This window comes from Candidatus Thorarchaeota archaeon (genome assembly GCA_021498125.1).
Taxonomy (GTDB): Archaea; Asgardarchaeota; Thorarchaeia; order Thorarchaeales; family Thorarchaeaceae; genus B65-G9.
Genome location: JAIZWL010000010.1, coordinates 16,791 through 32,239, shown reverse-complemented (window position 1 = coordinate 32,239; position 15,449 = coordinate 16,791). Strand labels below are relative to the sequence as shown.

At 46.4% G+C, this 15,449-nt stretch carries 13 protein-coding genes; 7 read left to right on the top strand and 6 right to left on the bottom strand.

Annotated features, from left to right (window positions below):
* Positions 1-6: 6 nt before the first annotated feature.
* Complete coding sequence (rpe, locus tag K9W43_13800) at positions 7-711, bottom strand: ribulose-phosphate 3-epimerase (protein MCF2138301.1); 705 nt, start codon at positions 709-711, stop codon at positions 7-9.
* 230 nt (positions 712-941) lie between these two features.
* Here rpe and K9W43_13795 point away from each other — a divergent pair, with 230 nt between their 5' ends.
* A complete protein-coding gene (locus K9W43_13795; GenBank protein ID MCF2138300.1) occupies positions 942-1,184 on the top strand; it encodes a hypothetical protein in 243 nt (80 codons plus the stop codon).
* Positions 1,185-1,339: 155 nt separating this feature from the next.
* Here K9W43_13795 and K9W43_13790 read toward each other — a convergent pair whose 3' ends face one another.
* The 4 genes from K9W43_13790 to K9W43_13775 form a co-directional block, all read right to left on the bottom strand.
* On the bottom strand, positions 1,340-2,464 hold the full coding sequence (locus tag K9W43_13790) for an AAA family ATPase (GenBank protein MCF2138299.1): 1,125 nt from the start codon (positions 2,462-2,464) through the stop codon (positions 1,340-1,342).
* A gap of 273 nt (positions 2,465-2,737) precedes the next feature.
* Positions 2,738-3,028, bottom strand: coding sequence for a nucleotidyltransferase family protein (locus K9W43_13785; protein ID MCF2138298.1), 291 nt, complete (start codon positions 3,026-3,028; stop codon positions 2,738-2,740).
* Between the two features lie 280 nt (positions 3,029-3,308).
* On the bottom strand, positions 3,309-5,909 hold the full coding sequence (mutS, locus tag K9W43_13780; GenBank protein MCF2138297.1) for a DNA mismatch repair protein MutS: 2,601 nt from the start codon (positions 5,907-5,909) through the stop codon (positions 3,309-3,311).
* Positions 5,910-6,106: 197 nt separating this feature from the next.
* Positions 6,107-7,204, bottom strand: coding sequence for a hypothetical protein (locus K9W43_13775; protein MCF2138296.1), 1,098 nt, complete (start codon positions 7,202-7,204; stop codon positions 6,107-6,109).
* 157 nt (positions 7,205-7,361) lie between these two features.
* On the opposite strand from K9W43_13775, the gene K9W43_13770 reads away from it, so the two are divergent.
* Positions 7,362-8,945, top strand: a complete 1,584-nt coding sequence (locus K9W43_13770; protein ID MCF2138295.1) for a hypothetical protein — start codon at positions 7,362-7,364, stop codon at positions 8,943-8,945.
* Between the two features lie 270 nt (positions 8,946-9,215).
* On the opposite strand, the gene K9W43_13765 is transcribed toward K9W43_13770, so the two are convergent.
* Positions 9,216-10,046: a hypothetical protein gene (locus K9W43_13765; protein ID MCF2138294.1), complete on the bottom strand. Its 831-nt coding sequence runs from the start codon at positions 10,044-10,046 to the stop codon at positions 9,216-9,218.
* Between the two features lie 528 nt (positions 10,047-10,574).
* Here K9W43_13765 and K9W43_13760 point away from each other — a divergent pair.
* From K9W43_13760 to K9W43_13740, 5 genes are all read left to right on the top strand, one after another.
* Complete coding sequence (locus tag K9W43_13760) at positions 10,575-11,675, top strand: hypothetical protein (protein ID MCF2138293.1); 1,101 nt, start codon at positions 10,575-10,577, stop codon at positions 11,673-11,675.
* A 112-nt stretch (positions 11,676-11,787) separates the two neighbouring features.
* Positions 11,788-12,351 (top strand): hypothetical protein, encoded by a 564-nt coding sequence (locus K9W43_13755; GenBank protein MCF2138292.1) that lies wholly within the window; start codon positions 11,788-11,790, stop codon positions 12,349-12,351.
* Between the two features lie 305 nt (positions 12,352-12,656).
* Complete coding sequence (locus tag K9W43_13750; protein MCF2138291.1) at positions 12,657-12,998, top strand: hypothetical protein; 342 nt, start codon at positions 12,657-12,659, stop codon at positions 12,996-12,998.
* Between the two features lie 59 nt (positions 12,999-13,057).
* On the top strand, positions 13,058-13,798 hold the full coding sequence (locus K9W43_13745) for a hypothetical protein (GenBank protein MCF2138290.1): 741 nt from the start codon (positions 13,058-13,060) through the stop codon (positions 13,796-13,798).
* Positions 13,799-14,105: 307 nt separating this feature from the next.
* The gene (locus K9W43_13740) at positions 14,106-15,380 is read left to right on the top strand and encodes a glycoside hydrolase family 18 protein (protein MCF2138289.1); all 1,275 of its coding nucleotides are present in this window, start codon (positions 14,106-14,108) and stop codon (positions 15,378-15,380) included.
* The last annotated feature ends 69 nt before the right edge of the window (positions 15,381-15,449 follow it).

Here is a 15,449-nt window from a genome sequence, read left to right as displayed (position 1 = left end):
CGTACCTCACTCCAGTCCCTCTACCTGCATCCTCATCTCCCTGACCGTCTGCTCTATGTCCTCAGTCTTGAATACCGCGGAGCCCGCAACAAAATGTCGTACTCCCGCTTTGTAGAGGCCCACAATATTGTCTTTTGACACTCCACCATCGACAGCGATCACCACGTCCGGTTTCTCTTCATCGAGAAACTCACGCAGTCTTCGAATTCTGTCGAGCGCTGATGGAATGAACTTCTGACCTCCAAAGCCCGGGCAGACGCTCATGATCAGTACCGTGTCCAGATAGTCTAATAGTGGCCTGACGGTCTCAAGTGGTGTTCCCGGGTTTAATGTCAGTCCCGGTCGGACACCAAGGTCCGCGATCAACTGGACTGTCCGGTAGATATCGAAGGGAGCCTCGACATGAGGATAGATCAGGTCCGCTCCTGCCTCAATGAACTTGGGGATGTACTTGTCCGGGTTGACAATCATCAGATGGACATCAAGCATTACATCTGTGATCTCATCGAGTGTCTTGACAATCAATGGACCAAACGATATGTTCGGAACGAACGTTCCATCCATGATGTCGCAATGCAGTGCTCCTGCACCGCCTCGCACGGCGGCCAGCACGTCCTCTTCAAGTCGGGCAAAGTTGGCAGACAGTATTGACGGTGCAATGATCGGTTTCACAGGGAGAGGTCTCCAGATGGGTCTTTCAACTGCTGGCACGACAACCTATCAATTAAGCATTGCGACATGCGATAATTTGGATGATCTCTCCATCGACTCGCTGAAACCTCTTTATGCGCTTCTAGGTCTTTCAATTTTTATCTTAATAGAGCCATCAATGTATGTTTCCTTTTTTGCCCCTTATTTCAGAGCAGTAGGATTTATCCTAGTTCTTGTTTTTTATACTAAAACCTTATTTTATTGGCCGTATTGATTGGCATGTGGCTAAAATGTATGAGGCGCGGTATCACAATGAAAAACCATACATTCCAAGAGTAATTCGAGAGAGGCTCAGACTAAATGATGGTGATACTGTCCGATTTAATATTAATGGCAAAGGGACGATCCAATTGGTCGTCTTGACCGCTGAAAAAGCAACTTCACGCTTACTTCATCATCTTGCAAACCCTCCTGACCTAGGAGAAGTGATCGGAACCGTTCGAAGAATTGAGATTTATGATGACATTGCTTGATAGAACTGTCCTCGTTCGTGTGAATGACTTGTCTTCGGTTCATCAGTAGGATACTACTCAAACTAACCTTGATTCTCTAGAATACAAACTTGATGCATGTCTTATGCCTCAGATATTATACGAGTTATTTTCATGAGATGATTACTGTGCCACGTTCATGTTGTTCTTTTCAAATCGTCAATTAGCAGTAACTCCCCTATCTCATACAAACGTTGTTCGATAATCTTACGTTGTTTTTTATTGATGGTCCCAATATGAGCCACACCATCCTGTTTCTCGACAACACGTATTGTATCGATTGGAAATCTATTCATGAGCTCGGGGCTGTGAGTTGTAAGAATCACCTGCATATTATCACTTGTTTCATCCAAAATCTCTGCAAGTGCTGCCATGATCTTGGGATGTACTGCTATCTCTGGTTCTTCTATACCTAGTACTGTTGGCGGTGGGTCCTGATATATCGCTGTAAGCAGTCCGATTATTCTGATGGTTCCGTCAGATTCTTGGCTCAGATCCAAGTAGAATTCTTTGTCATCTATCTTATGCTTCAAGAATATTACCGGATATCCTGTTACTTGGTTGACTGCAATGTCCTCTATTTCTGGAATCAACGCCTTCAAATCTGAAAGCATCTCTTTAAGAAGTGGAGATTCTTCGTCAGTCATTCGGAGAAGTATGCTTGCTATGTTTGAGCCGTCACCTTTCAATCGTTCTGAGGCCTGAGTTTTCTGAGGTCGTCTAAGAAGGTCAGGATGTATTCGATAGACAAACATATTCTGGAGAAACTCGTGGACTGAATGGATTTCGGTATCTTCTGACAGTTTTGAAATTGCAAGATCTATCTTCGGTGGTCTGAATTTTCCTTCTGAAGGTGCGACCACCCATTCTCCATTTTCGGAATGAAATAGATAGTGTTCTTCATCTGACAAGTATTTTGTCAGCCATTCACTTTTCACAATAAATTCATATTCTGAAGTTGTACCGATTTCGATGCCATACCGATATTTTGTTTTCGAGACGCTCTCAAGTTCTAGTTCTATCATAATATCTTGAGGTCTTCTACCTCCGCCTTGAGCTCTTACTATGGACGGATATCCCCCACGTGATCTAATGGCAAGTCTTAGGCTCTCAGAGAGGGCATTGGATACAAATGCAAAAATGTCGATGAAGCTGCTTTTTCCTGATGCATTGGGGCCGACGAGGACTGTCAAGTTATCCATCTTGACATCAATTTTTTTAAAGCATTTGAAGTCATGCGCAATGACCCTTGTAAGCCTCATAGTTTGCAGATCCACTAAATCAATATAGTCCTCACGAATAATTATCCTTCGGTATGCTAATTATGGCTTCAAGGGAAACTGAAAACCGATTGGTGTTCGATGTGATTATTCTCTATAGCCTTGATTTGTATATGCTTGTTCATACGTACAACTATCTTCAGCGCATCAACCGTTTTCTATCATCTTTGAAATCCTCGAAAACTATGTCCCAGACTATTTTTATGCAAATTAATCACATCTAAAACATTTTCAATAAATAATATTCGTTCTCTTTTAGAGATGGATCAAATTCTCCGTGATGAATCTCCGTCTATTTGGTTTTACTGCATCTGGAGTCACTAAATCCACTTGGATACCATGTATCTCCTCCAAATAATCTGCAAGGTGAAAGAAGAGAAATCCTACGGGCTCACTGAACTCCACGAGGATATCCAAGTCGCTCTCTTTGTTTTGTTCGCCACGAGCATATGAACCGAAGATCGCCATCTTCTTGACTTTGTATTTTTTCTCAAGTTCGGTCCAGTGTAGATGAATGATCTCCTTTATCTCGTCAATTGTTTTCATTTTTCATGTCATCCGGATTCTCTTTTTTGTTTAACATAGATTTCATCTTTCTGCATTTTCGATCTTGTTGCATTTTGATACAGCAATGAGTATTGTTCACCTCTTCTAAGGAGATATTCCCAATAAATTCGTTAGGTGATTTTTGATATTTTAAATCTTGGAACAAAATTTGATTGTTTGAGATGTTGGGCTAATCGAGAGTTTTCCATTCCAAATCTGGAACGAACTGAAGGTCATTTCAGAATTAAGACCCGTTAATTCCAAAGACGTGTTTCAAGGTCTATCGTTTACGGATCTCATCTTGCATCTCTTTTAATGCAAGCAGCGCATCAATCGGGGTGGTCCGGTCAAGATCCATGTGGCGAATCTGATCCACGATGGGATCATCAATGACGAGCGCCTCAAGAGTGGTCTGTGCCGTCTTTTCCGGTACATCCGTTGCCTCGCTCAGGTTCACAACATTCTGTTGTTCGAGTTGTTGCAGTATCTCTTTTGCCCGTTGAACCACAGGTTCGGGGACACCCGCCAGTGCTGCAACGTGTACCCCATAGCTCTTGTCAGTCCCACCATCGACTACCTTGTGAAGGAATACGATTCGATTACCGGTTTCACGTGCAAGTGTGTGTACGTTCTTGACCCCGTGATAGAGATTGGCCATATCTGTCAACTGATGAAAGTGCGTAGCAAAGAGCGTTCGGGTCTTCATCTGAACGATCTGCTCGGCGACAGCCCATGCGAGTGCCATGCCATCAAAGGTGGATGTTCCACGACCGATCTCATCCAGAATGACGAGGCTTCTCTCTGTTGCATTGTTGAGTATGTTGGCGGTCTCCACCATCTCCACCATGAAGGTGGACTGTCGCGCCGTGAGATCATCGAATGCACCGACTCGGGTAAAGATGCGATCCACGAGACCTATCTCTGCGGACTTGGCAGGGACGAAGGCCCCCATCTGAGCGAGCAGGACGATGAGTGCCGCCTGACGCATATAGGTACTCTTTCCCGCCATATTTGGCCCCGTGACGATAATGAGCGTCTTTCCACCATCTCCGATCTCTAGGCTGTTGGGTACAAACTCATTTGGCCCGAGGATCATCTCCAGAGACGGATGTCGGCCATCTATGATCTTGATTGCAGTCCCATCGGTCATGGTGGGTCGCACATAGCGTCGAGTGACAGCCACATCAGCAAGGCAGGCTAGAACATCTATGACCGCCACGGCTCCAGCGTTCCTGCGAAGGATGTCCGCCTTCTCCTTTACCTTCTCTCGCAGGCTCTCAAAGATCTCGAACTCAAGGCGGTTTATCCGTTCTTCTCCTGAGAGCACAGCAGCCTCACGCTTCTTGAGCTCCGGTGTGATGAACCTCTCCGCATTAACCAAGGTCTGCTTCCGTTCGTAATCATCAGGGACCATTCGGAGGTTTGCCTTCGTGACCTCGATATAGTACCCGAATACTTTGGTGTAGCCCACCTTCAATGACTTGATCCCGGTCCGTTGGCGTTCCCTCGCCTGAAGTGACGCGATCCATTTCTTGTCCTCGGCGATACTCTGCTTGAGTTCATCAAGGTCCTTCGAGTACCCACGTCGGATCATGCCGCCCTCTCTCACAGTCACTGGCGGGTCGTCAACGATCGACCGGGTCAGGGTCTCCCGTAGTTCTTCAAGCGGGTCGATACTATTTGTAGACTCGATCAGTAGGTCTGCTCCACTGCTGGCCAGCGATGTCTTCACCGCAGGTAATCGGCCGAGTGCCTCACGAAGTGCCACCAGCTCCCTTGCTCCCGCCGTGCCAAAGAGGATACGACTGGTGATCCGTTCGAGGTCTCCCAGTGGTCTAAGGCTCTCCATGATCTTCCTGCGCACTGCCGCCGAACGGGCGAGGTCCTCTACTGCATCATGTCGTCGTTTGATCTCTTCAATACTGAGGAGCGGTTGCAGTATCCATCGCTTGATGAGGCGCTTGCCCATGGGGGTTGTGGTCTTTGAGAGCACGCTGAGTAGAGTGCCTCTTGGGCTGCCATCACGTGCGTTCTTGATGAGTTCCAGATTCCTCTGTGTGGTGGCATCCACTATCATGTGTGATTCGACAGAGTATGTTCTGATACCCGAGATCATGACCGTGTTCTCTTTGTGAACATCTTGGAGGTACGTCATGATCGCTCCAACTGCACCAAGTGCTGCTGGCCAGCCAGCAATTCCATACCCTTCGAGTGTGGCGACATTGAAGGTCTGGAGGATCCGTTGTTCCGCGGCTCTGGTCGAGAAGTCAAAGTCATTTCTCGGAGTGATCTTTGTGCCCATCCGTTCCAGTTCTTCCTTGAGCCGTTTTTCCTTGACTATGGAGTCGGGGAGAAGAATCTCAGCAGGACTCAGCCTTGTGAGTTCTGTCATCACTCGATCATCTGTAAGGTCGGCCTTGAACTCAGTGGTCAAGAACTCCCCAGTTGACACATCGACCGCGGCGATTCCAACACGCCCTTCATGTGTGACAAGTGCAACGAGGAAGTTATTGGTGGCATCCTCAAGCATGGACGCCTCGACAACGGTCCCCGGAGTGATCAGGCGGACGATCTCGCGTCTGACTATTCCCCGCGCCTGAGAGGGATCTTCGACCTGTTCAGCAATGGCCACTGTACAGCCTGCCTGAATGAGCTTGGCCACATAACTATCTACAGCATGGTAGGGGACTCCACACATCGGCCATTTTTCTACGCCCTCTCCTCGTGCGGTCAGGACTATATCGAGGATCTTGCTTGCTGTCTTTGCATCCTCGTTGAACATCTCGTAAAAGTCCCCAAGGCGAAACATCAGAATGCTGTCGGGGTACTGACGCTTGAGTTCAAGGTACTGCCTCTGCATGGGTGTCAGTTTCTTGACCATGACTATCTACCGACCTGATTGCAAGCTGCTACTCACCTTGCTCTGTTGAAATATCGTTCGCTGGCATTTTTCTGTCTGCCGATTCCAATCTTTCTCATTGTAGTTTTCATTATACGCTCTTGAGGTGTGAGATGCAATCTGGCCAATTGTCTATGTCCACGGCCTATCTTCGACAAGACCCAGAGCTTTGGTTGGATCTATTTGCTTCTGCTTACTTTTAGAAACGGAAATGCACGGAAGACAAGTCCATCTATCTTCTTCTTATCGAGCGCCAAGATCGTGTCCGTAGCTAGTGTGTCCCCTATCTCTTCGGAGATGAAGTCCGCAAAGACCTGAAGTGAACGGACCAGTACAAGGGAGGATCGTTCAGCCAGTGCAGTCACAGAGAACTCCTGTTCCGGTTTGCTCACGACCAGAATGATCCTATCACCGGTAGCAATTCTTCTGAGCGGCTTGGTGCTCCCTGATGACTCTTTTACTACAACCGAGATCGCTGTCAGTGCGGAGGCCAAGAGATTCGGATCAATGTCAACGTTCTCGTCACCATAACTATAGAGGCTGATTCCCGACTCCGCAACAACCGAGATCGCATAGAGTTCAGTTGGAATCCTGTAGAAGTACTCCATGTCTGAGAGAAGAGTAAGGACGATGATTATCAGAGTCACGATGCGCACATAGTCTGTCGCAGTTTCCGTGTTGATGCCGGGGATGAGCTGGATACCAAGATAGTTCGGGAGATCATAGGTCAATATCACAGGAAGATACGATACTGCAACAATGGATAATGCGAGACTCATGAGCAGGCTTCTGATCTCGGGCCTTCTACGTTGGGCGTCAATGTACACCTTTGCCCCATAACTGAAGATATACAGGCCAAGGAGTGAGAAGCATACTTTCCACGTCAAGTATAATGGATTTCCTGCGGGTACCGGATTGGGGAGTGTTGCAAGACCCGCAGTCAATTCGGTCACGCCGAGCGCAACTGCAAGTGAGACCTGTTTCCATGGGGGACTCTCATGTCGCATGCTGAGGAAGAAGAATCCGAGCATGCCGAAGACAATGCTCCATGATGTCAGCACGAACCATTGAAGCAGATCTGGACCAAGACCAAAAACATCAACCTCGGGACCTGCCTTCATGAGATTGGCAATTCCCGTCAGCGTCCCAAGTGCCGTTGCTTCTTTGAGAAAGTAGACCTTTCGACCGGTCTTCCGTTCTCTTAGCCAGAAGATGATCGTGATGAGTACAAATCCTGTTGACAGGCCCAGTCCCACGAGAAATAGACTCAGATCCATTATTGACACCCAGTAGATTGTATATTTTATCTTCTATTCTGATAGTTTCCTGATAGTTAAACTGTCTTGGGCTATATATCTTTGAAAAGTGGGGTCGTCAATTTTGTCAGAAGAGTTATAATATTAGGCAGTTTATTAAACAAAGGAGTCTTCCTTTATGCGCCGCCTATCAAAAAAGAAGGTCAGTATTGTCATATCGGTTTCCATTATCGTAATGATTGTCGGAATCTATCTCTATCCCTGTTTTGTTTCGCATGATTATTTTAATGAATTTCCCGCCTCTTGGAAAGTGATCAGCACAGGTCATTATTCCGATGACATATTCGACTGCTACCAAGTCGCGCTCTCTGGTGATTTCCTTGGAACCAGCGATATTGTCACAGTCGCAGGATATCATCATGGGCATCCTGGTATCTTTGTCAATTACAAGGATGGTGATTCGTGGAGTCGCTATCCGATCCATTCTCAGTTTGATCCCGATAACGTTGGCGCATGGCCAACAAAGGGATTCATCTCTGCCGATGTTGATGCGGACGGCTATCCTGAGATCATAACTGCGATGGATGCCGTGTACTATCCGGCCAATCATATTGGTACAACGCGAAGAGCGTTCCCCGGAATCATCTACCTGGACCCAAATAGTCCCAATCCCGAGCCGCAGCCTCTTGTGTGGGGCGCATGGGGCGAAAACATCACAAGCACGGGTATCTCCAATTGTATTCCAGTACCTGCCGATCCCAAGTTCCGTTCGCTCTCCAATGATAAGATGGACATCATTGTCCCGACAATGACTAAAGTGGCTGGTGGAAATGGTGCACGAGTCTTCCTGTTGGAACAGCCCGACAATGGATTCGAATCGGTCAACTATACCTATGTCACAGAGAACATCACCGGTTCGATTCCGTACTTGTCCGATCCCTTCTACGTGAAACGATTCTATGTTCAGACCGGGCAGGGCATTGAAGAGATGGTCTGGCGTCCTGATGAGGTGACTGGTGCGACCGGCGTATACTCGCCTGGAGTTGTGCCAATTCATCTTGACAGTGATAATAACATGGACTTGGTTGTCGGTGGTGCCTATACAGATGGTGAGACCATCATCCGTGCAAGGATCACTTTGTATCGTAGGGTCTTGAATTTGAGCATAGATTTTCTCTTTGAAGAGATTCAGACATTCTGGATCGATGATGCATCAGTGATGGATGCGAAGGCTGCAAACCTTGATGGCGACCCGACTAATGGCAAGGAATCAGTGGTCTTTGGTTTTAACTCGAACAACTCCGCCTCCTATCCGTACTCCGGAGTCATCTCTCTGATCCCCAACGGTACAGGCTACGAGTTGAGTGGAATCTCCAATCCTAACGGAACGCACTACCCTTACATCCGCGTCTATTCACGGCTCGTCGTCATGGACTGTGACAAGGACGGTTATGATGATGCAATGATCTTCTGTAAGGAGTATGCTACATGGGAGACCAGCTATGGCGATCTGGTTCTGTTCCTAAACCAAAAGGGAGGTCTCTCTTCTTCTGATGTATTCAGTTATACTGACGGACAGTACGAGATACTATTTGACAACCAATGTATCACATGGGGTCTATTTGCTCAGCAGCTGGACAACGATGCGGATTTGGAGATCACTGTATGCAATACTGTCCTGTTGCCGCACTGGTGCCCGCTCACGTCCGGAGTCAAATATGCCTATGGCTTGGATGTCATTGATTACTTGAAATCATTGTAAGCCGGTATTCGCCAGATCCAGTTCCGGTGGTATGCTGTTGTACGCCGATATGATCGATTGCTACGTGCCCTCATCCACAAGGTAGTATGAAGTTCTGGTTCTACTTCTACGTTGATCCTCCGATTTTGTCGCTCCTCCGGAGTAATTGCATTATTTCTCTCACAAGTAATGGTCCCTCATTGAAAATTGCAAATGTACTGTTTCAAAACGTATCGTATTTTTCCTCGTCGTGTTGTGTCTGAAAACAAATCCACAAGTCAATGACACGCTTCATCTGTCACGAGGATGTCTGCGAATAGTGATGAGTATCACTCCATTATCTTCCAACAATTTGACTGCCTCATCTCTTATTTCCGCATCTATTGCATACGTAATGAATAACTTGTAGTCCGCAGTGCATTTGAAGAGGTTCTCAATGAACTTGACCTTTCTCAGGAATACGTTAACCTTATCAATCCCGCGAACGAATGCTGTGACCTCGCCGACTACTAATGGCTTTTCGTTGAACAGATCAAGTTCAATATCCTTGGAATCCGGAAACACAGAATAGTCATTGTCCACGAAATGATATTTCTTAACATCTATCTTAGGATAGCCTTGCTCGATGAGAAAGGTCTGTAACCAGTAGCTATTAAACTCCTCAAAATCATGACCTAAGGCCAGAGAAAGATCATCAAAGCGTTGGAACACCTCTTCAAATCGTCTATCCACGTTCTCAAAACGTTTGAATACCTCTTCAAATCGTCTATCCACGTTCTCAAAACGTTTGAATACCTCTTCAAATCGTCTGTCCATCTGTTTTTGCATTGTTTCGAAGCGTTCATCCATCTGTTTTTGTGTGGCTTCAAATCGTCTATCCATGTTCTCAAAACGTTTGAATACCTCTTCAAATCGTCTATCCATTGCCTCGTACCGTTCAACATTTTCTACACGCAGTTGTTTAATCTCTTGCATTACTTCTGCGAGCTCATCCCGTTTGACATAAGCTCCTGGTTCTATTAATTCTAAGAACTGCTCTCTAATGCTTGGGTTTTTTCTTAATGCTTCTAGAAACTTTTCTGCGATCTTGGTCGGGTCAAGTTCCTTTTCAGTTTCAGTCATCCGTACTCATTTCCAATTTCCTACGAGAACTTTTAAACCTAGGTCAAGTGCACTTCTTGGTCCATCCCCTTATTTTATGATCAATAATTTTTGTCATCTATTATGAGGTAGACAAAGAAGGAGACCGAGTTCGGAGTTCACATAGCAACACCATCGGGTATGTCACATGAGAAATCAACTAACCTGTTGCTCAGACATTGTCCGTGAATCAACGGCTTAGCTAATAGTGTTCTACAGCCACCCCGTTTAACAATGTCCACGTTCTCTGTTGCTGGTGGCCTTTATAGGTGCAAGATCTCGAATACATAAGATATGGATTGCCATTAGTGTTTGTAACCTGTACGATCTTGGTTCAGTGATTGGATACACTTATATCCATTTGATAGAACTGGCAATTTAAGGAGAGATTCTCTTGAGTGAAATGGGGAAATTTGAACGTGCACTAGGTGCACGAGTGGATCTAGGTCGGTCGGTCGTCATAGAGGTGATTTTTTAAAACTACGGACTGCGCTGCTTGTGATCGCCGTGTTGTCGCCATTGTGGGTCATGCCGCTCTCGGCACCAGTGGTTTCGGATGTGGTGGTGGTCATGCACCATAACCGTGCGGTGAATACTGCTGTCCGAACTATTACAGCAAATGATCCGTCTGTGCAGGTTGTGGAGTATGGGTCTCTAGAATATGCTCTGACTATTCATCGGACGGCCGGAAGAGTGGTCTGGGTGTCTCATGGTTCGAAGGACGGGATTCTTGCAGGTTCACAGGTGCTCAGTTGGCGTGCATTCAGTGATATGATCGAGATGACCCCGGGCAATGATATCGTGTTAGCATGTGATTCTAATGAGATTACACAGTATGTAGTCAGGAGTTCTGTATTCAGTTTCGGGATGATAGATGCCATTTTGGGCGGACTCATTACTTCTCTGGTTCTATTCTCATCTATGGGGACACTAGGCAATATTGATTCGATCTACTTCAAGTTTACCAAGCGCTTGACAGTCCTTTTTAACGATCCGTCTGCACCTATCTTTTTGCATTATATAGGCGGTGGTTCTCCCCCTCCGTCACCCCCCACTTATGATTTCTACTACAAAAGTATGTACTGGGATGCTTACAATATTAACCCCGATGATGAGGTGTTCTATGATCATCCAGACTACACGTATTACTACCATACTATGGTGGGAGTGGGGCCATCACGTGACTTTACTATTGATCGTACTACCAAGGACAAATATGGTACCGCAATTGGTGGTATGGCCGCACAACATGTTTCAAGGGATAAGGTGGAATTCTGGAAGGCAGGAGGTATGGGCCCCATTATTGATGCTATACTTACGGTGGGTATTGCTCTCGGTCTAATTTCTGCAGGCACTACTTTAGCTGTTGCAGCAGCAATTGCATCTGTTTTTGCGGCTATTGGTATTGGAGTTTCAATTATTGCATCCGTTTTTCTACCTGATGAAACAGGCTCAGGATGGATATTTCATGAAATTCCTGAACGTGGCGTGGAGCGAATAAAAATCGGACGTTCATGGTGGATCCATCTTGTTTATTCAGGGGTAGGCTCTAGTCCTATTCCAGTTCTTGCATGGCCGGAGCCATGTGATGGGCACTATATCCAAACATAGTATACTTAATGGGGCGATAGGAATGACACTAGTTACTGATGAGCCATGTTCTCAAAATAAAGACACCCAAAGAGTTTCAGACCCGTTGGTATATGTCAATTGGATACATTTAGTGAGCTTTGTTCTCTTATCTCTTATGACATTACCGTATTTCCTCTCGCCCTATGTCTTTATTGTCCACAATCCTGTCGATGATGCTTTAGTCGCATTTTTAGGTGCGGCATTCGTCAGACCAGTCCTGTATCTTTGTACCTTTATTGGTGGTCTAGTCGGTCTAGTGCTATACATTCCCATTCACAGATTATATGTTGAGGTATTTCGTGATCATATTGTTCAAGTTGGTATCCGACGGCTCCTGCTCCTATTAATTGGACCATACATCGGAATCCTTTGGTTAAATGGAATACAAGCATTGTGGAACTTTATGTGTCCTTACCCAAATACTGGTAATTTGTTGAGCCTGTTCTTTTTTCTCCCGGCGCTATTTTTCGGCATAATAGTGTCCCTCCTTAATCTTAGTGAATTCTATAGGGCCAAAAAGCAGGCAACTTTACGGGGATTTAGTCTGCAATTCACCATGATTAGACGTAAACTTGATTCATTTAGGCTTGAACTAATTCCTCTTGGTGATACTACGCCTCAGCCTTCTACCAGTTATTCCATCGATTTCATGTGATTCCTCAAAGCCTTAATGATGGTGTGACCACTTCTTGTTGTCCTTTCAGTTTCATATGGGGTCACAAACAGTTGCAAACGGTTTCTTTCTCTGGATTATCATGACCTATTTTCGACTTGTATGTACGATCTCTATTGTCATCTCTCACATGTAGGTTTACATGACTTATGCAAGTAGTTCCTAGTGAAACAATATGTTGTTTTGGTATGTCAACACAGTTTCAGGTTCGTCGATTCTCCAATAATCTACCAAACAAGTTCATATTTGAAATCGTAATACTCTGGAATTGTGATACTATGCAAATAATGAACAGTAGTGGTTCCACAATAGGATATGTGGAAGGCTCCTATGTGATGTCTTCCTCCCGTAGTACGATCGGTCGGATCTCTGGAGATTACGTGTCTAACTCGTCAGGTAGCACAATCGGAAAGGTCAGCGGTGGCTATGTCTCCAATTCGTCGGGAAGTACTATTGCTCGCTATGATCGTTCGTCGGTGATGAGCAGTTCGGGTTCTACACGTTTCAGATTAGGTTCGAACAGCATCATGACTTCGAGTGGTTCGACTCTATTTCGTCTGAGTGAGAACCCCGCCAACAATCTCGAGGCTGTAGTCGCTTGGTTAGTGTTCTTTTCCGGCGAGTGGTAGAAGCCTATTCTCCTCAGCGAACCAATTTATAAAAAAGGGGGCGCACCTTACTATAAGGTATGCCCACTTTACGACCTCTTGCCAGCAATCAGATCTCTCTAATTGCAGTCTTTGCAGCAATGGTGGCAGTACTTGATGCCATCCCCATGCTTCCTGGTTTCTCCAGTGGTGTATGGGACTCGTGGTTATTTCTCATCAGCCCACTCGTAGGGATCATCCTCGGCCCAGCAGCAGGGGCTATGTCGGTTGGGCTTGGAACACTGGTCGGGCATATGATTTACTTTCGAGACCCCTATGAATTACTGTTCATGCTCGGGGCACCAGTTGGGGCGGCGGTCTCCGGACTCGTGTATGATGGACGCTGGCGCGAGGCAGTCGTGATCAATACTCTCCTGTTCGCTGCCTATTTTCTCACACCCGTAACTTGGTCGCTTCCTCTCTGGGGTATCTGGGATACACTCTCTACGTACATCGTCTTAATCGTGATTGCCTCTTATGTGACCTTTCGACATGGCTCGCGTCCACAGTGGATGTCACGGAAAGTCCTTGTCGGGCTGAGTGCCGTCTTCGGATTGGAGGCTGACATTCTGACCCGGATCTTTTTCCTCATCCCCTGTCAGACCTACTGGCTATTCTACGGCTTCACACCTGAGCAACTCGCTGTCCTATGGCTGGTTGCAGGAATCATCACCCCCTTGAAAGTTGTCTTCGCGGGGTTCATCACAGTCCTGATCGGTTGTCCTCTCTTACGGGCGCTCCCTGTGCAGTTTGACCGTTACTCTCTTGAGACTGACTATTGATTGCAAGTTGGACAACGTTAGTCACGTGATCCTAAGGGACCACGTCACAAGTAGGGCAACATAACCTACGATGAGTTTTCTATAAGACCCGGGGGATTGGCAGTTTCCTTGAAGAAATAGGTGAAGCGATAATGGCATTGTGTATATTTTGAAATCCTTGGCGGATTACTTGTTCGGAGAAACAAAATATTTATTGATATAAACAAGTATCAATAGAGTCGTAAAGGCTGCTTCAATCGAAAGATGTTAAATTGATTCGTTGATTCTGCAAGACCACCACCCTTACCACCACGGGAGTGCACGCTTCATGGAAGATCGTATTCAAGCTGTTGCTATTTTATTAATTATTGCGATTGTGATTGGGACTATGGTCTATTGGTCTGGGGATTACAATACCAATGATGATGACAACATCACTGACACTACTACCACTAACACCACTAACAATAACCATACTAACGCTAATTTCTGGGTTCTTGCATATCATCCCGTCTATCAATGGAACTCATTACACGCTGATGATATTCCTTGGGGCCATCTCACTCATCTGATCCTTGGTTATCTTCACGTGAACGCGACCTCATCCCACGAGTATTCGTTGAAGGCGCCCGATGAATTCTATGGTGATTTGAACTCGTGGCTGGATCTGGCTCACGGCTATATTGAGGCGGGTCATGCTGCTGGCGTGAAGGTCAATTGCATGCTCGGCGGCGCAGGCTCAAACCCCGACCAGATCTGGAACCGTGCGACCGCTCCGGAAAACGTCAAGGCCTTTGCTCAGAATATCGTGGAAATCCTCCGTCCAGCAGGGTTTGACGGTCTCGATCTTGACTGGGAGGATTCGGTGGAGCATTCTCAACTGGTCAGTCTGGCAAAGGAGTTACGTGGTCTTTGGTCAAATGCGATCATCACTATTCCCACAGATTCTCAAGGACTGGACGCGGCCAAACTTGCACCTGCGAAGGACTATGTTGATGTGTTTATGCCGATGACCTATGCCTCGATCCAACAGTGGGGCGGCTGGTCGATCCCTGTGCCTCACACTCCTCTCTACGGTGTTGATCGTCCGGGCTATGGCCCTAATCCCTATTCCGTCAACTACACTCTTTACAAGTGGCTTGATGCCGGAGTCCCTGCATCCAAACTCATTATGGGGGTTGGCGGTTATGGCCTTGTCTGGGGTGATTCGAATGGTGACGGTGTCGCTCCTATCGCACCCTACTCGAACACTGATCTCTTTGGGCCGGCCTTCACTGAGACTCGGCCAATTGCTGGTGATAACTCTGTCACTTGGTCTTGGGTCAAGAGTGCTGTGGAGAACTATTCAGGACTCATCGAGGCATGGGACGATATCGGGAAATGCACCTACTGGCACGCACCAGCCACGGATCAATTAGTGACGGTGAAAATCGGTCGTGGTCAAGACATTGATGTCGGGATCATCTTCTATGAGACCACTCGCTCGATCTCGGCAAAGGTCTCTTTCTGCGACACCACCGGAATGAAGGGGATGATGTTCTGGACACTGTCACAGATGATGGATGGTTCCTCCTGTCCCATCTTGGAGGCAATTAGTCCGTAGAACTTGGTTGCGAATCGGCAAGGTTGGTTTATTAGCACTAATATTAACAGTTATTTGCCAATAAACCTT